The sequence below is a fragment of the Streptomyces sp. NPDC044719 genome, from assembly GCF_056433405.1.
The window spans coordinates 404,796-424,696 of the sequence record NZ_JBWKHE010000002.1 but is presented as its reverse complement, the minus strand read 5'-3'; the positions used below and the strand labels follow the sequence as shown (position 1 = coordinate 424,696).

Sequence of the window (19,901 nt, the reverse complement as noted above, 5' to 3'; positions counted from 1 at the left end):
TCCAGCGTGATCCACGGGGCCCGGCGGGCAACACCCCGCCCCTACATGATTGTGTAGTACAAGGAGATGCGTCGCTCTTGCGCGGGAGCGACCCGGCGTGGCAGGAGAGGCTCGTGGACCTGGCCCGGCAGGAGGCCGTGATCTGGCGCAATCGCGCCCTGCTCCTCTTCGACCGGGTCGCGATGCCGGTCGCGGTGTGCGACGTGTACGGCGCGGTGCTGCTCGCGAACCCGGCGATGGCGGCGGAGTGCGGTACGACTCCGGGGCGGCTGCGCGGCCGTGACGTGCTGGAGCTGTTCAGCCCGCGGGAGGCGACGCAGGTGGAGCGGATCGCCGAGGCGCTGCGGCTGCGGCACCGCTCGCGGTACCAGGTGTCCGTGCGCTGGCGGGCGCCCGGCGGGGCGGAGCGGTGCGGAGAGCTGACGGCGGACCCGGTGAGCGACTCGGTGGAGGAGACGCCCGCCCTGCTGGTGATGCTGCGGGTGGACGGCGAGCACGAGGCCGGCGCCCCGCCGGCCGAACGGGTCACCCCGGCGGAGGCACGCATCCTGGCCCTTCTGGCCGCGGGCGCCACCACGGCCCGGGCCGCCCGCGAAACCGGCCTCACCACCGACGGCGTGACGTACCACCTCCGCCGCCTGTCCTCCCGCTGGCAGGCGGCCAACCGCACGGAACTGGTGGCCCGCGCCTACGCACTGGGGGTACTGGCCCCCGGGGTGTGGCCGCCGGAGGTGTCGGCGGCGGAGCCGGACTGAGACGCCTCCGTAAAACCGCTCGCCCCCTTCGCCACGCCTGTCTAACCTGACCTGGCCCGCAAAACCTAGGACCTCTAGGTTTGGCCTGACGACAACCAGGAGGCCTTCCATGAAGCCGCTCACCGAGCAGGACATCCGCACCTCGTTCATCAACTGCTCGAAGGGAGAAGCCAAGCGTCTGGCCGTCCCCCGGGATCTCGGGGAACGGCCCTGGGACGATCTCGACTTTCTCGGGTGGCGGGATCCGGGGGCGCCCGATCGGAGCTATCTGGTGACCGAGCGGGAAGGCCGGCTCGTCGGGGTGACGATGCGGTTCCAGCCCGCGCAGCGCGGGCCCCTGCAGCGCAGCATGTGCTCGCTGTGCCTGACGACGCACCCGCGGGGCGGGGTCTCGCTGATGACCGCGCGGAAGGCCGGGGCGGCCGGGCGTGAGGGGAATTCCGTCGGTGTGTACATGTGCACCGACCTCGCCTGTTCCCTCTACGTACGCGGGAAGAAGGTGCCGGAGAGCGGGTCCCGCCTCGAGGAGAGCCTCACCCTGGCGGAGCAGATCGACCGGACCAGGGACGGGCTGGCCGCCTTCCTCGACAAGGTGTACGCCTGAGCGTCCACGGTCGCCCCTGTTTTCCCGCGGCGCTAACGTCCTTCATGGATGCGTTCGATGCGCCAGGGGAAGGGGAACAGCCCGAGGATGCGAGAGGTACGTGAGTGGACGGCGCACGCCACTCGGATCATGCACAAGCGCCGGGATCCCGTGGTCGTCCAGACGTTCCGGTCCGCGACCGCGGCGACGATCGCGTACGTCATCGCGCTCCGGCTGAGCCCCGAGCCGGCGGCCGCACCTCTCACCGCTCCCCTGACCGCGCTGCTGGTCACCCAGGTGACGCTGTATACCACGCTCACCAACGGCTTCCGCAGGGTGAACGCCGTGGTCACGGGAGTCCTCGTCGCCATCGCGTTCAGCCTGCTGGTGGGCCTGACCTGGTGGAGCCTGGCACTGCTCCTCGTGGCCGCGCTGGCCGTGGGGCGGCTGGTCAAGGTGGAGGAGTACGTCCCCGAGGTGGCGATCAGCGCGATGCTGGTCCTCGGGGTCACCACCGTCGGGAACACCGCCTGGGCCCGGGTGGTGGAGACACTGATCGGCGCGACGGTCGGGCTCGCCTGCAATCTGCTGCTGGCGCCGCCGGTGTGGGTGGAGGAGGCGGGCGAGTCGATCGAGGGTCTGGCGCGCCGGCTGCGGCAGCTGATGCTGCTCATGGGCGAGGAGGCGGCGGGCGGCACGCCCGTGGACCGCGCGGAGAAGCAGCTGCACGAGGCGCGGCGCCTGGACCACGACATCGTCGAGGTGGATGCCGCCCTGAGGCAGGCCGAGGACAGCCTGCGCCTCAACCCGCGTGTGCAGGACAGCGTGCTGCACCGGGTCGTGATGCGCACCGGCCTGGACACGCTGGAGATCTGCACGGTCGTCCTGCGCGTGCTCGCGCGCTCCCTCACCGACCTCGCGAAGGTGCGCGAACCCAAGCCGCTGTTCGAGGCCGAGACGGGGGCCGCCCTGGAGCAGTTGCTGTCCGAGATCGCCGATGCCGTGGTGAGCTTCGCGGTGCTGGTCACCACCCACCTCAGCGCGAGCGCCGAGTCGGCCGAGGAACGTCTCGCCGCGGAACTGCGCACCGCTTCGGGCACCCGCGACAAGCTGGCCCTGCTGCTGCACGAGGAGGCCGAGCGCGACCCCGGGCACTGGCAGCTTCCGGGCGCCGTCCTGACGGAGGTCAACCGCATCCTCGACGAGCTCGACACCGAGCACCGCTCCCGGCGCCTGTTCGAGGAACTGGACCGGGTGTCGCGCGAGCAGCGCGCGCGGATGCCCCGGCTGACGCGACTGCGTGAGCGGCTGGGCGTCACGGAAGAGCTGTGGCGGAACCGCGCCGGGTTCGACGCGCGTTCTCGCTGAGGGAGCGCCGGGAAGGGGCCGGCGTGGGATGCCGATGCGAGGGAGCGGGCCGATGGCCGACACGACCGTACGGATCGACGGGAACACCCTGCGGCTGCCGGGCGGTGTGACCGTGCGGTTCATCCGCACCCTGCGGCTTCCGGAGACGGGCACCCATCCGTTGCCACCCGGCCTGGGCGAGTTCCCGGTGCGGCGGATCGCGGACTACGGGGACCGGGTGCCCGAGGCGTGGCGGGCGCGCGGCGGCGTGATGCTGCCGGTGTGTCTGCGCGAGGCGATGTGGCTGAGCTTCGCGGGCACCTCGGAGCCGGCCGCGCTGCAGGTCGGCGTCGGCAAGGTGTGCGCGGTCTCGGGCCGGCCCTGGAGCGACCGCCCGGCACGCGACCCGCAGAACTACGTGGTGCTCCCCCGGCAGCCCTGGCTGGACGGCATCAACTCCGGCACGGGCACGGTCCGTCAGTTCGTGGCCGTCCCGCTCGGTCTGGGCGCCACGGTCGAGGGCCAGGTCACGGGCGAGGAGGTCTGGGGCGGCGTACAGCTGCAGTCCTTCCCGCTGAACGACCGGGAACTGGCGCTCTGGCGTGCCGAAGAGCGCCGGAGGGCGGAGCGGCCCCGGGGGTCGGCCCCGCCGGGCGGCTACGGGGCCGGCGGGCCGGGCGGATTCGGGGCCGACGGGCCGGGCGGATTCGGTGGCGCGTTGCCGATGGCGGCGCCGCCCACGACCGGTGCGCCCCCGGCACCGGCCGCGCCCGGTTCCGTCCCGGCGCCTCCCGCGTACGGCGCGGCCCCCGCGCCCGCGCCCGCCCCCGGAGCCGCTCCCCCGGCTCCCTCCCGTGCGCCCGCGGCGATGGGGCTCGGGGTCGGCGGATCCATGCGGCAGGAGGTCTTCCAGGACGACCGGCCGCTGTCGGACTGGGCGGAGCAGCCCGCGGGCCGGGTCTTCGTGCACCTCGTGACGCCCCCGGAGTGGCGCCGCATCACCGGCGAGGCGGCGCCGCCTTCTCCGGTGGACCGGGCCGCGTACACCCGGGCGGGCCTGCCCTGGTTCGACTACTACGACCAGGACGCGGAGGATCTCGCCCCCACGGAGACGCTCAGGGCCGTCAAGCCGGCCGGCGACTGGCTCGGGGACGACCACGAGCCCTGGCACGCGCCGGAGCCCGGGCAGGTGCGGCAGCTCAAGGACGCGCCGGGCCGGCCGGTGGAGGACGGGGACTGGTAGGCGGCCGAGGCGCGTTGCATCTCGCGCAACGCGCGGTGCCGTTGTTGCACCCGGTGGGTGATCCACGCCAAGGTGGCTGTCGCGACGGGGACGAGTGACGACCTGAGGGGCGACATGGGCAGTGGTGGCTGGAGCAGGCGCCGGTTCGTCGGCGCACTGGCAGGAGGATCCGCCGCGGCGGCGCTCCCGGCCTGTGACAAGGCGCCCGCGCCCTCGGCCTCGACAACCCCGCCGGCCCCCGAGTCGAGTCCGTCCGGACAGGCCCGGCGGCCTTCTGGCCCCCGCGCCCTCTACCTCGGCACCTACACCTCCATCGAGGGCGGCGGCAAGGGTATCGGCCTGGCCACCTACGATGCGGCGACGGGCCGGATCACCGGCACCGGCACGATCACCGGCGTCGGTGACCCGTCGTATCTCGCGATCCACCCGGACCGCCGCACGCTGTACGCGGTGGACGAACGCGAGGACGGCGCCGTGACCGCCGTCCGGCTGGCCGACCGGAAGGTCCTGGGCAGCCGGAGCACCGGGGGCGCGGCCCCCTGCCATCTGTCGGTGCATCCGGGCGGGCGCTGGCTGCTCAGCGCGAACTACGGCTCGGGCAGCGTGGCCGTGCACCCGATCGGCTCCTCGGGAGCCCTCGGCGAGCGCACCGGCCTCGTCCGGCATTCCGCTCCGCCGCCCGGTCCGGGCCAGGACGGGCCGCACGCCCACCAGATCTTCACCAGCCCCGACGGGCGGTACGTGCTCGCCGTCGACCTCGGTACGGACACCGTCTATACGTACCGGCTCGACGAGAAGGCCGGCACGCTCACCGAGGTGTCGCGGGCGCGGACCCGGCCGGGCGCGGGACCGCGTCACCTCACGTTCCACCCCGGCGGCCGGTACGCCTACCTCGCCGACGAGGTCGACAACACCGTGGCCGTCTGCTCGTACGATCCGGCCTCCGGCCGTGTGACCGTCGGTGAGGCGCAGTCCACGGGCACGGGCTCGGGCACGAACTATCCGGCGCAGATCCTGGTGACCGCGAACGGCCGGTACGCCTTTCTCGCCAACCGCGGCGCCAACAGCCTCACGCGTTATGCGATCGAGGCGGACGGTGCCCGGCTCAGACTGCTGGACACCGTGCCGGTGGACGGGGACTTCCCCCGCCAGATCGCCCTCTCGCCTGAGGGCACCCTGCTGTTCGCGGCGAACCAGAAGTCCGGCACCGTCACCGTCTTCCACGTGGACGAGAAGAGCGGTGCGCTGCGGCGCGCCGGAGAACCGTTTCCCTCACCGGTCGCCGTCTGTGCGCTGCCGCTGTAGGGCTTTGGGGCAGGACGCGGCGCTCGCCTGCGTGAGCAGGACGTGCATGCGCTCGGTGAGTTGCGCGACGTCGTCGGCGGGCGCGTGGAACGCCAGGCGTACGTCGCCGTGGGCGCGGGCCCGTTCGATGCGCAGCGTCAGTCCGTGCCGGTCCACGGCGAGCGGCTGGACGCGGACCGCGCCGTGCAGGCTGTCGTGCTCCACGAGCCGGGTGAGCCGCTCGACCGCGTCGGCGTGGCAGTCGGCGAGGTGCGTCAGCAGCCGGGCCTCGGCCGTGGTGAGCGGGTCGGGCACGGCGGCGGTGAACTCGTCGAGGTCCACGACCACGGCACCGGACGGCTGCCGCAGCACCACACGGGTGGGCGTGAAGGCCAGTTGCCCCTCCTCGACGGCGAACCAGCCCGCGAGCCACAGCCGGGCGCGGATCCGGCCCCGCACGGGGACGGGCGCGACATCGGCGAACTCCAGCACCGCGGACGGCTCGCCGCGGGGCGCGCAGATCGCGGCCGCGAGCAGGGCGCTGTCCTCCGGCACGGTCACGAGCACCCTGCCGTCCTCGGTCACCGTGTGCGCGCCGACCAGCTCCTCCCGCGTGCCCTCCGCGGTCACCGAGCAAGACCAGGCGGCGGCGAGCACCGAGCGCGCCCGCTCCGCCGCGGCAGGGGCCGCCGTCCAGCTTTGGCTGTCGTCACCCATCCCGAACCTCCTTAGGTAAGCCTTGCCTAACTTACCGAAGATCGGGGTGTGAGCCAACCACGTCACGTGATCTTTACGAGACGTTTCAGGGAGTGAGCACACCCAGCAGGGCACGAGCGCACAGCTCGCGCACCTGCTCCCGGCCCAACTCCGCGTCGCGCAGCCACTCCAGGCAGACGGCCGTGGTGAACGCCAGCCAGCCGCGCACGGCGAGCCGCACCTCCGGCCGCTCCTCGAAGGCCGGGGCGAACTCGGGGTCAGCGGCGAGCGCCGCGAGGATCTGCCGCTCCTGCGCGGCCAGGGCCCGCTGGTAGACCCGCCGCACCGCCTGGTCCCCGGCCGCGTCGGCGCGGTGGAAGGCGCGATAGCCGTGCGCGTGGGTCCGGACGTACTCCAGGAACGTGTCGAGACCGGCCGCGAGTTGTTCGCGCACCGGGACGCCCGGAACCGCCGCCGTCATGCGCAGCATCCGCTCGCTCTCGCGCTCCACGACCGCCGCGAAGAAGTCACGCTTGGTCGGGAAGTAGTGGTACAGCAGCCCGCGCGACACCCCGGCGATCTCGGCGACCTGCTCGATCCACACGTCGTCGTACGGACTCTCCGAGAACAGCCGTGCCCCGACCGACAGGAGCTGCTCCCGGCGCTCCTCGGTGCTGAGCCGGCGGCGTGTGCGCCCGCTCTGGTTCGCGGCCATACCGGCACTTTACTTGACGCCGGTTCAACAACCGGACCAGACTGGCTGCGCTATTGAACTCACATACAACACGTGCGAACCCGCCGCCGGATCAAGGGAGATCGCGTCATGACGGAGGCGCCGATACGGGCATCAGGGCCCAAGGGATTCCGGAGTGCCGAGCTGGGCTGGCCCGAGCTGGACCGCATTCCGCATCCGCCGCGCCGGATCCCGCTGCTCGGTGACGTGGTGGGCGTGAACCGGCGCACTCCCCTGCAGGACTCGCTGCGGTACGCCCGGCAGCTGGGGCCGGTCTTCCGGCGGAAGGCCTTCGGCAAGGAGTTCGTGTTCGTGTGGGGCGCCCGGCACACGGCCGATCTCGCGGACGAGTCGAGGTTCGCCAAGCACGTGGGGCTCGGCATCGCCAACCTCCGGCCGGTCGCCGGGGACGGCCTGTTCACGGCGTACAACCACGAGCCGAACTGGCAGCTGGCGCACGACGTGCTCGCCCCGGGGTTCAGCCGCGAGGCCATGGCCGGCTACCACCCCATGATGCTGGATGTCGCGCGGCGGCTGACGGAGCACTGGGACCGGGCGGCGGCGACCGGCCGGTCGGTGGACGTGCCCGGCGACATGACCAAGCTGACGCTGGAGACGATCGCCCGCACCGGTTTCGGGCACGACTTCGGGTCGTTCGAGCGCTCCCGGCCGCATCCCTTCGTGACCGCGATGGTCGGGACGCTGACGTACGCGCAGCGGCTCAACACCGTGCCCTTCCCGCTGGCCCCGCTGCTGCTGCGGAGCGCGAGCCGCCGCAACGCGGCCGACATCGCCCACCTCGACAGCACGGTCGACGCGCTGGTCCGGGCCCGGCGCGCGAACGGCGGCGGCGAGGGCGACCTGCTGGACAGAATGCTGGAGACGGCCCACCCGGAGACCGGGGAGCGGCTCTCGCCGGAGAACGTCCGCCGTCAGGTGATCACCTTCCTCGTCGCGGGCCACGAGACCACCTCGGGCGCGCTCTCCTTCGCCCTGCACTACCTCTCCCGGCACCCCGAGGCGGCGGCCAGGGCCCGCGCCGAGGTGGACCGGGTGTGGGGCGACACGGCGGAGCCGGCCTATGAGCAGGTGGCCAGGCTGCGCTACGTCCGCCGGGTGCTGGACGAGTCGCTGCGGCTGTGGCCCACCGCGCCCGCCTTCGCCCGGGAGGCACGTCAGGACACGGTGCTGGCCGGGGAGCATCCCATGCGTCCCGGGGCCTGGGCGCTGGTGCTGACGCCGATGCTGCACCGGGACCCGGAGGTGTGGGGCCCGGACGCCGAGCGGTTCGACCCCGACCGCTTCGACGCACAGGCCGTACGGTCCCGCGCGCCGCACACCTTCAAGCCGTTCGGGACCGGGGCGCGGGCGTGCATCGGGCGCCAGTTCGCGCTGCACGAGGCGACGTTGGTCCTCGGTCTGCTGCTGCGCCGCTACGAACTGCGGTCCGACCCGGCCTACCGACTGCGCGTCACGGAACGGCTGACGCTGATGCCGGAGGGTCTGCGGCTGCACCCGGAGCGGCGGACCCCGGTGCGCCAACCGGCGTCAGAGCTGCGCTGTCCAGTGCCCGGGGCGGGTGACTGACTCCGGCAGCCGGGTCCCGGCACTCCCCCGGGCCGCGTTCAGTTGCGGCTGGGTGAGGAAGAACGCGCCGGTCAGGTCGGCGTCGGTGAGATCCGCGTCGCGCAGGTCGGCGCCGATCAGGTCGGCGCCCCTGAGGTCCGCGCCGGTCAGGTCGGCGGCGATGAGGTAGGCGCCGCGGAGGCTGGCCCCGCGCAGGTCGGCGCCCTTGAGGCGGGCGCCCATGAGGTCCGCGCCCCGGCGGTCCTTCTTGCGGCCCCGGGTGCCGGCCCTGGCCAGTTCGCTCGTCCTCAGCAGCAGGACGTTGATCTCCTGACGGTGCGCCGCCACGTCCAGGCCGGCGAGTTCCTCGGGGCTCCCGTCGGTGAGTCCCTTGGTCTTCTCCAGCGCCTGGCGCAGCTCGGCGTGGACCGGGCGGGCCGCGGGCAGGGCGAGCGCCTCGGTCAGGTACCACAGCAGCTCGTGCAACTGCCGGACGACCGGGAACACGTCGAACATGCGGCGGGCGTCCTCGGGCGGCCCGGACCTCCAGTCCAGGCCGCCGAAGGTGATCTGCGAGACCTGCTGTCCGGCGCCGAAGCAGTCGTAGACGGTGCAGCCGGTGAACCCCTTCTGCCGCAGCCTGGCGTGGATGCCGCAACGGTGGTCGGCCTGGAGGTTGCGGCAGGGCGTTCCGGCGTCCTTGTCGACCGCGAAGTCGGCCGACCGCGCGAAGGGCAGGGCGACACAGCACAGCCCGAAGCACCGCTCGCAGTCGCCGCGCAGTTCCGCTCGCGCGGCTTGGTGATCTCGCATGACGTTCAGCGTACAAAACGAAGAACGCCGGTCAGTCCGTGAGTCCGCGAACCTCCAGACGTTCCAGACGCTCCGGGTCGGCCAGGATGTACATGCCGGTGATCCGGCCGTCGGCGATCGTGACCCCCATGACCGACCGCACGCGGCCCTCGAGCGCGTCGACGAGGCCGACAGAGCCGTTGACCAGCACCAGCCGCGCGGACGTCGCGTACCGGGCGAACATGAGCGCCTGCTCCGCCACCGTCTTCGCACCCTGGACGACCTTGGACGCGGCCGCGCCCCGCACGAGGGCGCCCGAGTCGGCCCGCAGCACCACCTCCGGGTGCAGCAGCGCGAGCAACGCCTCGAAGTCGCCGCCGCGCGAGGCGGCCAGGAAGGCGTCGAGCACCTCCTTCTGCCGGCCGAGGTCCGGCTCGGCCGAGGGTGTGGCGCCGCGCACCCGGCGCCGGGCGCGGCTCGCCAGCTGCCGGGTCGCGGCCGGGCTGCGCTCCACGACCGGCGCGATGTCGTCGAACGGCACGGCGAACATGTCGTGCAGCACGAACGCGAGCCGTTCGGCGGGCTCCAGGTTCTCCAGGACGACCAGCAGGGCCAGGCCCACCGAGTCGGCCTGGAGCACCTCCTCCGCCGGGTCGATGTGCGACAGGGGCCTGAGCACCGGGTCCGGGACGAAGACGTCGTCCATCGGCTCCTCGCGGCGTGCGGTGCGCGAGCGCAGGAGGTCGAGGCAGACGCGGCCGGTCACCGTGGTGAGCCAGCCGCCGAGGTTCTGGATGTCGTCCGGGTCGGTGCGGCTCAGCCGCAGCCAGGCCTCCTGGACGGCGTCCTCCGCCTCGGTCAGCGACCCCAGCATGCGGTACGCGACCGCTCTGAGGTGCCCGCGGTTCTCCTCGAACCGGTCTGCCAGTTCCGCGCTGCCCGTCATGGTCTCCCCCGTCGTCCCTCGCCGGTCGTCCGGCGCGTCATCTGCTGAACAGTTCGAACGCCACGGCGGGCCTGCCCCCGAAGCGCTCGCCCGTGGCCTCGGCGTGCTGGGTCAGGAAGCCGCGGACGTAGGTCTCCGGGTCCTGGTCGGTCAGCGCCTCGATGTAACTGCGGTGTTCGAGCAGCGAGGCCACCGCGCGCTCCAGGCCGGACGTCGCGTCGACGGCGTGCGTGGGTGTGCTGGAACCGGCGACGGCGACCCAGCGCACTCCGTCCCACGGCTCGAGGCCCTGCTCGACGAGTTCCTGGAAGATCCACCGGTTGCCGGCGTCGCCGGCCGCGTCGAGCGTGGCGCGGCCGACGGCGACGTGGTCCGGGGTGTTCCAGGCGACGCCGCCCCAGGTGTCCCGGTGGTTGAGCGTGATGACCAGCTCGGGCCGGTGCCGGCGGATCGCGGCGGCGATGTCACGGCGCAGGGCGGTGCCGTACTCGATGACGCCGTCCTTGTGGTCGAGGAACTCCACGGCCGAGACACCGACCACCGCCGCGCTCGCCCGCTGCTCGCGCTCCCTCAGGGGGCCGCACTTCTCCGGCTCCAGGGTGTCGATGCCCGCCTCGCCCCGGGTCGCCAGCACATAGGCGACCTCGCGGCCGCCGTCGGTCCAGGCGGCGATCGCCGCCGAACAGCCGTACTCGAGGTCGTCCGGGTGGGCCACGACCGCGAGGGCACGCCGCCAGTCGCCGGGCATGGGCTGCAGTTGAGTGGTCGTCATGTCGGCAGACTAGTCCGGGCCTGTGGTCTCAGGCCTCGTCACGCGCCATGGCCAGCAGCCGGTCGAGGACACGCGTGCCGCCGGTGCGTACGCCGTCGTGCTCGAACTCGTCCGTGATCCAGGTGCGCAGGCCGCGGATGGTGCGGGCGGTCCGCAGGGAGTGGGCGGTGTCGACGTACATGTCGTCGTGGTACACGGCCGCGGCGACCGGCACCTTGTTGGCGGCCAGACGGGCCCCGTCGTACAGGGGTGTCCAGTCGGTGCGGGCGGCGAGCAGATCGGCGGTCTCGCGCAGGGGGCGCAGGGCAGGGTCGCAGTCGAACATCCAGGGGTGGATCGACTCGCCGGTGAACAGCAGCGGCTCGTCACCCGCGAGTGCCTTGGCGGCGTCGAACTGCGGGAACTCGGCGCGGACCCGCTCGGCCGACCAGGCGGTGGGCCGGCCGTCCTGGCCGTAGATCGACTCGTGGACGAGCGCGTACAGCGGATGGCGGGCGTAGGACAGCATGCCCTGCGCCTGCTCCTGGAACGCGTCGGACAGGGTGGAGCCCTGCGGGGTGCGGACGAAGGCGTCCTCCAGGAGGTAGTGGAGGCGGTGGGTGCCGTCGCCGGTGCCGAGGAGGATGCCGAGGGACTGGAACGCCTCCACGGTGAGCCGGTAGCCGTTCGGCAGGACCACGTCGTGGGTCAGCAGGTGGTCGGCGATCCGGCGGGCGCGTTCGGCGTCCTGCGGGTAGCGGGCGTAGTGGGCGGCGACCTTGCGTTCCACGCGCGGGAAGGCGGCCCGGTAGACGTCGTCGGCGTGGGCGTCCAGGGCGGGCAGCCCGCCGGTGATCACCGCGGTGGCCAGGCCCTCGGGGGCGAGGGAGAGGTAGCTGGTCGCGCAGAAGCCGCCGAAGCTCTGGCCGAGGACGGTCCAGGGCGCGCCGCCCGTGACCAGTGGGCGGATGGCCTCGCAGTCGCGGACGATCGAGTCGGCACGGAAGTGGGTGAGGTAGTCGGCCTGCTCGGCGGGGCCGCCGCGCAGCGGGAGCGTCTGCCGGTTGGCGGGGGTGGAGTGGCCGGTGCCGCGCTGGTCGAGGAGCAGGACGCGGAACTCCTTGAGGGCCCTGCCCAGCCAGCCGGGCCTGCCGACGGAGCGGTCCGCGCCGAAGCCGGGGCCACCCTGGAGGTAGAGCAGCCAGGGCAGGTCCTGATGCGCCTTGTCGCTCGCGACGACCTCGCGGGCGTACAGCTCGATCGTCTCGCCCTCGGGGCGGTCGTGGTCGAGGGGGACGGTGAAGCGGCGGTCGGTGAGGACGACTCCGGGCTGGCGGTAGCTGACGGTCAACAGGGCTCCCGGGACGGACGGAATTCGGGCCGCGTCCCAGTTCATCACAGGGAACGTCCGCGGGTGAGCCCTTCGATCATGAAACCTTGCTGAACGGCCGTTCAGGGCTCAGCGGGCGGACAGACTGGAGCGGCGGACCACCAGCTCGGGCTGGAGGACGACGCGTCGGTGCTCGTGCGGCCGCGCCGGGCCCTCCTCCTCCGTCTCCTCCAGCAGCAGGTCGGCCGCCATGGCGCCCATGGTGACGGCGGGCTGCCGTACGGAGGTGAGCGGGACGGCCGCCGCGGCCGCGAACTCGATGTCGTCGTAGCCGACGATGGCGAGGTCGTCGGGGACGCCCACGCCCGCCGCGTACATGGCCTGCAGAACGCCGAGGGCTAGCAGGTCGTTGGCGCAGAACACGGCGGTCGGCCGGTCGGCGAGGCCGAGCAGCCGGGCCCCGGCGTCGCGGCCCGCGGCGACGTCCAGCCGCTCGGTTGGCAGCTCGCGCAGCGCCTCGGGGCCGAGCCCCGCCTCGGCGAGCGCTTCGAGGGCGCCCGTACGCCGGTCGCGGACCTGATTGAGGCCGGGCGGGCCGCTGACGTACGCGATCGAGCGGTGCCCGGCGTCGACGAGATGGCGTACGGCCAGGGCGCCGCCCGCGACGTCGTCGACGGAGACCGAGCACTCCGTGGTGCCCTCGGCGACCCGGTCGACCAGGACGAACGGGATGCCGTGCCGGCGGAAGGCCTCGATGTTGCGCCCGGTCGCGTCGGCGGGGGTGAGCAGCACGCCGCGCACCCGCTGCTCGGCGAAGAGCGACAGATAGTCGGCCTCCTCGCCCGGGTTCTGGGCGCTGTTGCAGACCATCACGCCGAGTCCGGCCTGACGGGCGGCACGCTCGGCGCCGCGTGCCACGTCGACGAAGAAGGGGTTGCCCATGTCGAGGACGAGCAGCCCCATGATCCGGCTGCGGCCCGCGCGCAGCTGACGCGCGGACTCGCTGCGGACGTAGCCGAGCCGGTCTATCGCGGACTGCACGCGGGCCCGGGTCTCGGTCGCGACCGTGTCCGGGCGGTTGATCACGTTCGACACCGTGCCGACGGAGACTCCGGCGGCGCGGGCGACGTCCTTGATACCCACCGACTGGGACATCGGACAGGGACCTCCAGGAGGAAAACGAGGGGGCGGGGGCCGGAGCGGCTTCACATTACCGGCATGCCGCCCCGGCGACCGGGTCCGGTCAGGCGGGCAGACGGAAGTCGGTGACGTGCAGCGCCGAGGGCGTCGTACCGCTGGATTTCTCCTGGTACATGAAGGACAGCACCCCGTCCTGCCCGACGCGTGTCTCGTCGATGACGACCTCGCCGAAGGCGTTGAGGCCGCTGCCGTCGAACAGGATCCTCCAGTCGGTGTACCCGGAGGCCGCGGAGGCTCCGGCGATCCGGCCGAAGGGGAAGACCGCGTAGGCGTTGTCGTACTTGTCCAGGATCAGCTTGGTGCGCTGGCTGGAGTTGAGCGGGACCGGGATCTCGGTCTTCTGCCAGCTGCCGGAGGCGTTCTTGCGGACGTGGAAGGCGCGGCCGTTGGCCGTCCGGTTCGCGACGTAGTTCGTGGTGCACTGCCCGAAGCGGCCGGGGACGTAGGAGATGATCGCGTGCGGCCGGCCGGCGGAGTCGGTGAACTGGCTCTCCTGGTTCATCAGGGAGTGGTCCGGGTTCAGCGGGTCGACGACCAGGCCGGTGTCGTTCACGGACACCTTGTCAAAGCCTCCGGTGGTGCCGACGACGGCGCCGGCGTTGTTGCGCCAGGTGCGGCCCCGGTCGTCGGAGTAGACGTAGCCGGTGTCGTGGTTGCTGATGCCGCCGCCGTCGCACATCACGGCGCCGTTCTGCTCGCGCCAGGTGAAGAAGGAGTGCAGCCGCCCGTTCCGGTCGTAGTCGATGCCGTGCAGGTACATGTTCCGGGCGGTCGAGGAGCCGTGCTCGCTGGTGTAGGTCCCCGTGGAGCTGGACCACTCGCCGAGGTTGGTCCACTTGGTGCCGTCGTACTCGGCGAGGGCGTTGCGGCCGTTGCCGGAGACGGCGACGCGGTAGCTGAGCTGGAGCTTGCCGTCCGGCGTGGCGACGAACTGCGGGTAGGTGAACTGCGAGGTCAGCGCCAGCCCGTCGAGGGTGGACTGCGGCGCCCCGAAACGGGCGGCGGTCCAGCTCAGTCCACCGGGGTTGTCCATCAGCCCGGCGACCGACTTGACGTAGGTGAAGCCGTCGCTGTGGGAGTCCATGTTGAGGTGCAGGCGGCCGTCGACCTTGGAGACGCCCATGGAGATGACGTTGTGCGAGTCGTTGTACCGCAGGGTGTGCCCGACCTTCACGGTGGACCAGGTGCTCGAACCGAGGGCGCGGCGGCCGACGACGGCGTTGCGGTCGGCGGTGTACCAGACGGCGTACTGGTAGCCCTTGTAGGTCAGCAGGCCGTTCTTCTGGAACGCGTTGTTGTTGACCAGCCCGTCGTAGGAGACGAAGAAGATGGCCCGGCCGTCGAGCGTGGTGGTGCCGGTCCGGGTGACCGAGGGGCCGGGGTCGGCGGCCCGGGCCGTGCCGGAGGCGAGGGCGGGGGTCACCACTGCTCCCGCGAGGGCGGCGGCCAGCAACGTACGTCTGTGCATCTCGTGGACTCCATCGTCATGCGAGGTGGAACACTTCGGTGAGCGGTTTCATGGCCTCGTCGGGCCGGGCGCCGTCCAGCGACTCGAAGAACGGCGCCATCTCCGCCTGCCAGCGGGCGTTGACGTCGGTGGCTTCCATGGCGGCCTGGGCGGCCGCGAAGTCCTCGGTCTCCAGGTAGCCGACGAGCAGTCCGTCCTCGCGAAGGAACAACGAGTAGTTGTGCCAGCCGGTGTCCGAGAGCGCCTGGCGCATCTCGGGCCACACGGTGGCGTGCCGCTCGCGGTACTCGTCGAGACGGTCCGCCCTGACCTTCAGCAGGAAGCACACGCGCTGCATCAACAGACCTCCGGGGACTAGAAGTTGAATTGGTCGATGTTCTCGGCGTCGAACACGGTCGGCTTGCCGAGGCTGATCACGCCGTCCTTGCCGATGGTGTACTCGCCCATGGAGCCGGCCTTGAAGGTCTCGCCCTCCTTGCCGGTGATCTGCCCGGAGGACAGGGCGACGGCGGTACGGGCGGCCAGCTCGCCGAGCTTGGCCGGGTCCCACAGCTCGAACGCCTCGACGGTGCCGTTCTTGACGTACTTGCGCATGTCGTTGGGGGTGCCGAGACCGGTCAGCTTGACCTTGCCCTTGTACTTGGAGCCCGAGAGGTACTGGGCGGCGGCCTTGATGCCGACGGTGGTCGGGGAGATGATCCCCTTCAGGTTCGGGTACTCCTGGAGCAGGCCCTGGGTCTGCTGGAAGGACTGCTGGGCGTCGTCGTTGCCGTACGCGGTCTTCACCAGCTTCATGTTCTTGTACTCGGGCTTCTTCAGCTCGTCCTTCATGAAGTCGATCCAGGTGTTCTGGTTCGTCGCGGTCTGCGCGGCGGACAGGATCGCGATCTCGCCCTTGTAGTCGAGCTGCTTGGCGAGCAGCTGCACCTCGGTGCGGCCCAGATCCTCGGCGGAGGCCTGGGAGACGAAGGCGTTGCGGCAGTCGGGCGTGGTGTCGGAGTCGTAGGTGACGACCTTGATGTCGTTCTTCATGGCCTGCTTGAGGGCGGTGCACAGCGCACCGGGGTCCTGTGCGGAGACGGCCATGGCGTCGACCTGCTGCTGGGTGAGCGTGTTGACGTAGGAGACCTGCCCGGCGGTGTCGGTCGCGCTGGACGGGCCGACCTCCTTGTAGCTGGAGCCAAGCGCCTTGAGCGCCTTCTCGCCGCCCTTGTCGGCGCTGGTGAAGTACGGGTTGTTGACCTGCTTGGGGAGGAACCCGACGGTGAGGCCCTTCTTGGTGGCCGCGTTCGGGTCGGCCTTGCCGGCGGTGGCGGCGGACCCGCCTTCGTTCGCCACGTCCTTCTTGGTGGTGCCGCCGCCGCAGGCGGTGAGCGCGAGCGCGAGAGAGGTGGCGATGGCAAGGACCGCACAGCTGCGGCGGAGGGTTGACTTACGCATGACGGTTTCCTTTGACGAAGTTGAGTGAGACGCGCCTGCTTTTCTTGGGGGCGCGGGGAACTGCGCGACCAGCCACATGGGCGGATCAGCCGGACGATTGAGCACGCACAACGGCGATCTGCCGAGCCACCCGGGGCCCGAGTACGGAAAGCACCAGCAACACACCGGTCACGACGATCTGCGACTGCGCCGAGACATCCTGAAGGCTCATCACGTTCTGCAACGCGCCGAGCAGAAACACCCCGGCGATCGCACCACCCAACGTGCCCTTGCCACCGTCGAAGTCGATCCCGCCGAGCAACACCGCGGCGACAACGGACAGTTCGAGCCCCGTCGCGTTGTCATACCGCGCACTCGCATAGTGCAGCGCCCAGAAGACGCCGGTCAGCGAGGCCATCAACCCGGTCAGCGTGAAGAGCAGCAGCTTCTGTCGCTTGACGCGGATACCGGCGAACCGCGCCGCCTCCTCACTCGCCCCGATCGCGAACAACGACCGCCCGAACGGCGTGGCGTGCAGCGCGACCACGGCGATGGCCAGCAGGACGAGGAACGGCAGGAAGGCGTACGGGATGAACGTGTCACCGAGACGCCCGGCCGCGAAGTCGAGGTACTGCGTGGGGAAGTCGGTCACCGCGTCGGACCCGAGCACGATCTGCGCGATGCCCCGGTAGGCGGCGAGCGTGCCGATGGTGACGGCGAGGGACGGCAGGCCGAGCCTGGTCACCAGCAGACCGTTGATCAGCCCGCACACCACACCCAGCAGCAGGCAGATCGGGATGATCGTCTCGATGGCCATGCCCTGGTTCCACAGGGCACCCATCACCGCACCGGACAGACCGGCGGTGGACGCCACCGAGAGGTCGATCTCCCCGGACACCACCAGCAGCGTCATCGGCAGGGCGATCAGCGCGATGGGAAGCGTGTTGCCGATCAGGAACGACAGGTTGAGCGCGTTGCCGAAGCCGTCGACGAACCCGAAGGAGAACAACAGGACGACCACCAGCAGGGCGCCTACGGCGGAATCCCACCTTTTCAAGGCGGACCAGCGGACCGCTCGGCTCAGGGAGATGTCAGCCATGGCGGGCGTTCCTCTTCTTCAGGGCGGAGGCCACGCGCAGCGCGACGACCCGGTCGACCGCGATCGCGAGGATGAGCAGGATGCCGTTGATGGCGAGCACCCAGACCGAGCTGACGCCGAGGGCGGGCAGCACGCTGTTGATGGAGGTCAGCAGCAGCGCGCCGAGGGCCGCGCCATAGACGCTGCCGGAGCCGCCGGTGAAGACGACGCCGCCGACCACGACCGCGCTGACGACGGTCAGTTCGTAGCCGTTGCCGGTGCCGGAGTCGACGTTGCCGAACCGGGCGAGGTACATCGCGCCGGCGAGTCCGGCGAGGGCGCCGCAGAAGGTGTACGCGGCGAGGATCCGCTTGCGGACGGGGATGCCGGCGAGCCGGGCGGCCTCCGGGTTGGAGCCGAGGGCGTACAGCTCGCGGCCGCTGCCGTAGTGCTTGAGGTAGTACGCCGTCGCCACCAGCACCGCCAGGGCGATCAGCGCCAGGTAGGGCACCGCCCAGATGCCGCCGGAGCCGAAGTCGACGAACCCGCCGGGCAGATCGGCCGCGGTGATCTGGCGGGAGCCGACCCAGATGGAGTCGATGCCGCGGATGATGTAGAGCGTGCCGAGGGTGACGACGAGTGCGGGCACCTGGCCCAGGCTGACGAGCAGCCCGTTGAGCAGTCCGAAGCCGATGCCGAGCAGGACGGCCAGCGCGATCGCCACGACCGGGTTGCCGCCGCCCTGGAGATACGTTCCGGCGGCGAAGGCGCTGATGCCGAGCGTGGATCCGACGGACAGGTCGACGTTCCTCGTGATGACCACCAGGGACTGGCCCGTGGCGACCAGTACCAGGATCGTCGCGTTCAGCAGCAGGTCCTTGATGCCCTGCTCGGACAGGAACTCGCTGTTGCCGGCCTGGGTGACGGCGATCATCACCAGGAACACGACCAGGATGGCGAGTTCGCGCATCTTGAAGACCCGGTCGACCAGCCGCGTGCCGCTCGACTTGGGCACGTCGGCCACGGGGGCCTCTCGTGGAGTGACGACCGTCATGCGGCGGCCCTCCCGGTGGCTGCGGCCATCACGGTTTCCTCGGTGGCGTCGGAGCGCGGGATCTCGGCGGTGAGGCGGCCCTCGTGCATCACCAGCACGCGGTCGGCCATACCGAGGATCTCGGGCAGGTCGGAGGAGATCATCAGGACGGCCACGCCGTCGGCGGCCAGCTGGGACAGCAGCCGGTGCACCTCGGCCTTGGTGCCGACGTCGATGCCCCGGGTCGGCTCGTCGACGATCAGCACCTTGGGGCCGGTGGCCAGCCACTTGGCGAGCACGACCTTCTGCTGGTTGCCGCCGGACAGGGTGTTGACGGTGTCGGCGATCCGGGCGTACTTCACCTGGAGTTTGACGGCCCAGTCGAGGGACCGGCTGCGCTCGGCGCCGCGGTCCATCAGACCCGCCCTGACGGTCGTACGGAGCCCGGTGAGGCCGATGTTCCGCTCGATGGACATGTCCATCACCAGGCCCTGGGCGCGCCGGTCCTCGGGGACCAGGGCGAGCCCGGCGGACATCGCGGTGGAGGGGGCGCCGTTGACGAGTGCCTTGCCCTGTACGGAGACCTCGCCCGCGTCCCAGCGGTCGATGCCGAACACGGCCCGGGCGACCTCCGTACGCCCGGCGCCGACGAGCCCGGCGAGGCCGACGATCTCGCCGTGCCGCACCTCGAAGGAGACGTCGGTGAACACGCCCTCACGGGTCAGGCGGCGCACGCTCAGGGCGACTTCGCCCGGTGTCACGTCCTGCTTGGGGTACAGCTCCTCGAGGTCGCGGCCGACCATGCGGCGCACGAGGTCGTCCTCGGTCATGCCGTCCAGGGGCTCGCTGGCGATCCAGGCGCCGTCGCGCAGGGTGGTGACCCGCCGGCAGATCTCGAAGATCTCCTCCAGCCGGTGGGAGATGAACAGCACGGCGGCGCCCTGGTCTCGCAGGGTGCGTACGACGCCGAAGAGGCGGGCGACCTCGCTGCCGGTGAGGGCGGCGGTCGGCTCGTCCATGATGAGGACGCGGGCGTCGAAGGAGAGGGCCTTGGCGATCTCGACGATCTGCTGGTCGGCGATGGACAGACCGCGGGCGGGCCGGTCGGGGTCGAGTTCGACGCCGAGGCGGTCCATGAGGGCGGCCGTCGCGTTGTGCGTGGCCTTGTGGTCGATCCGGCCGAAGGCGCGCTTGGGCCTGCGGCCCATGTAGATGTTCTCGGCGATCGACAGGTCGGGGAAGAGCGTGGGCTCCTGGTAGATCACGGCGATGCCGGCGTCGCGGGCGTCACCGGGGCCGTTGAAGACGACGGGCGCACCGTCGAGCAGCACCTGGCCGGAGTCCGGCCGGTGCACTCCGGCGAGTGCCTTGATGAGGGTGGACTTGCCGGCGCCGTTCTCGCCGGCGAGGGCGTGCACCTCCCCGGGGAACAGCTCCAGGGAGACGTCCCGCAGCGCGCGGACCGCGCCGAAGGACTTGGACACGTCCCTCAGTGCCAGAACCGGGGCCGGACCCGTGGTGGACGGGTGGGTCATGAGGGCTCCTCGACGACGCCGACGGTAGGCCCTCTCGGCGTCGTGAAAGGTTTCAACTGGGTTGCCGGGACGTTAGGCGGGCCGCGCATGTCACGTCAATGGGTACCGGTCGAAAATATTTCGAGGACAGAAGGTCACGCAC

Annotated in this window: 19 protein-coding genes; 6 read left to right on the top strand and 13 right to left on the bottom strand. The window is 71.5% G+C overall.

The genetic code is table 11. The features are described from left to right. The first annotated feature begins 113 nt into the window (after positions 1–113). The 5 genes from AC07DF_RS08665 to AC07DF_RS08645 all read left to right on the top strand — a co-directional run bounded on the left by AC07DF_RS08665 (position 114) and on the right by AC07DF_RS08645 (position 5,233). Entirely contained in the window at positions 114–755 is a 642-nt protein-coding gene (locus AC07DF_RS08665) for a PAS domain S-box protein (RefSeq protein WP_478969466.1), read from the top strand. A gap of 109 nt (positions 756–864) precedes the next feature. Continuing rightward, positions 865–1,359 carry an FBP domain-containing protein gene (locus AC07DF_RS08660; protein WP_478968300.1) on the top strand — a complete coding sequence of 165 codons (495 nt, stop codon included), beginning with the start codon at positions 865–867 and terminating at the stop codon, positions 1,357–1,359. An 87-nt stretch (positions 1,360–1,446) separates the two neighbouring features. Further along, entirely contained in the window at positions 1,447–2,706 is a 1,260-nt protein-coding gene (locus AC07DF_RS08655; protein WP_478968298.1) for an FUSC family protein, read from the top strand. Positions 2,707–2,758: 52 nt separating this feature from the next. After that, complete coding sequence (locus tag AC07DF_RS08650; protein WP_478968296.1) at positions 2,759–3,928, top strand: hypothetical protein; 1,170 nt, start codon at positions 2,759–2,761, stop codon at positions 3,926–3,928. Positions 3,929–4,042: 114 nt separating this feature from the next. After that, the gene (locus AC07DF_RS08645) at positions 4,043–5,233 is read left to right on the top strand and encodes a lactonase family protein (protein ID WP_478969464.1); all 1,191 of its coding nucleotides are present in this window, start codon (positions 4,043–4,045) and stop codon (positions 5,231–5,233) included. On the opposite strand, the gene AC07DF_RS08640 is transcribed toward AC07DF_RS08645, so the two are convergent. Both AC07DF_RS08640 and AC07DF_RS08635 read right to left on the bottom strand, forming a co-directional pair. Then, the gene (locus AC07DF_RS08640) at positions 5,201–5,929 is read right to left on the bottom strand and encodes a DUF2470 domain-containing protein (RefSeq protein WP_478968294.1); all 729 of its coding nucleotides are present in this window, start codon (positions 5,927–5,929) and stop codon (positions 5,201–5,203) included. The genes AC07DF_RS08645 and AC07DF_RS08640 overlap by 33 nt on opposite strands. Positions 5,930–6,014: 85 nt before the next feature. After that, the gene (locus AC07DF_RS08635; RefSeq protein ID WP_478968292.1) at positions 6,015–6,623 is read right to left on the bottom strand and encodes a TetR/AcrR family transcriptional regulator; all 609 of its coding nucleotides are present in this window, start codon (positions 6,621–6,623) and stop codon (positions 6,015–6,017) included. Between the two features lie 108 nt (positions 6,624–6,731). Here AC07DF_RS08635 and AC07DF_RS08630 point away from each other — a divergent pair, with 108 nt between their 5' ends. Then, complete coding sequence (locus AC07DF_RS08630; protein ID WP_478968290.1) at positions 6,732–8,228, top strand: cytochrome P450; 1,497 nt, start codon at positions 6,732–6,734, stop codon at positions 8,226–8,228. Here AC07DF_RS08630 and AC07DF_RS08625 read toward each other — a convergent pair. The 11 genes from AC07DF_RS08625 to AC07DF_RS08575 form a co-directional block, all read right to left on the bottom strand. Further along, positions 8,190–9,020, bottom strand: a complete 831-nt coding sequence (locus AC07DF_RS08625; RefSeq protein ID WP_478968288.1) for a pentapeptide repeat-containing protein — start codon at positions 9,018–9,020, stop codon at positions 8,190–8,192. The two genes, AC07DF_RS08630 and AC07DF_RS08625, sit on opposite strands and share 39 nt — an antisense overlap. 31 nt (positions 9,021–9,051) lie before the next feature. Then, positions 9,052–9,945: an RNA polymerase sigma factor SigJ gene (gene sigJ, locus AC07DF_RS08620; protein ID WP_478968286.1), complete on the bottom strand. Its 894-nt coding sequence runs from the start codon at positions 9,943–9,945 to the stop codon at positions 9,052–9,054. Between the two features lie 37 nt (positions 9,946–9,982). Next, the gene (locus tag AC07DF_RS08615; protein WP_478968284.1) at positions 9,983–10,717 is read right to left on the bottom strand and encodes a PIG-L deacetylase family protein; all 735 of its coding nucleotides are present in this window, start codon (positions 10,715–10,717) and stop codon (positions 9,983–9,985) included. Positions 10,718–10,745: 28 nt separating this feature from the next. After that, a complete protein-coding gene (locus AC07DF_RS08610; protein ID WP_478969462.1) occupies positions 10,746–12,047 on the bottom strand; it encodes an alpha/beta fold hydrolase in 1,302 nt (433 codons plus the stop codon). A 108-nt stretch (positions 12,048–12,155) separates the two neighbouring features. Then, complete coding sequence (locus tag AC07DF_RS08605) at positions 12,156–13,181, bottom strand: LacI family DNA-binding transcriptional regulator (protein WP_478968282.1); 1,026 nt, start codon at positions 13,179–13,181, stop codon at positions 12,156–12,158. 88 nt (positions 13,182–13,269) lie between these two features. Beyond that, positions 13,270–14,694: a BNR repeat-containing protein gene (locus AC07DF_RS08600; protein WP_478968280.1), complete on the bottom strand. Its 1,425-nt coding sequence runs from the start codon at positions 14,692–14,694 to the stop codon at positions 13,270–13,272. Between the two features lie 16 nt (positions 14,695–14,710). Further along, positions 14,711–15,031 (bottom strand): L-rhamnose mutarotase, encoded by a 321-nt coding sequence (locus AC07DF_RS08595; protein WP_478968278.1) that lies wholly within the window; start codon positions 15,029–15,031, stop codon positions 14,711–14,713. A gap of 17 nt (positions 15,032–15,048) precedes the next feature. Then, on the bottom strand, positions 15,049–16,134 hold the full coding sequence (rhaS, locus tag AC07DF_RS08590) for a rhamnose ABC transporter substrate-binding protein (protein ID WP_478968276.1): 1,086 nt from the start codon (positions 16,132–16,134) through the stop codon (positions 15,049–15,051). Between the two features lie 85 nt (positions 16,135–16,219). Beyond that, positions 16,220–17,212 carry an ABC transporter permease gene (locus AC07DF_RS08585; RefSeq protein ID WP_478968274.1) on the bottom strand — a complete coding sequence of 331 codons (993 nt, stop codon included), beginning with the start codon at positions 17,210–17,212 and terminating at the stop codon, positions 16,220–16,222. Continuing rightward, entirely contained in the window at positions 17,205–18,245 is a 1,041-nt protein-coding gene (locus AC07DF_RS08580; protein WP_382577205.1) for an ABC transporter permease, read from the bottom strand. Before AC07DF_RS08580 ends, AC07DF_RS08585 begins: the two co-directional genes overlap by 8 nt. Next, a complete protein-coding gene (locus tag AC07DF_RS08575) occupies positions 18,242–19,759 on the bottom strand; it encodes a sugar ABC transporter ATP-binding protein (RefSeq protein ID WP_478968272.1) in 1,518 nt (505 codons plus the stop codon). Before AC07DF_RS08575 ends, AC07DF_RS08580 begins: the two co-directional genes overlap by 4 nt. Between the last annotated feature and the right edge of the window lie 142 nt (positions 19,760–19,901).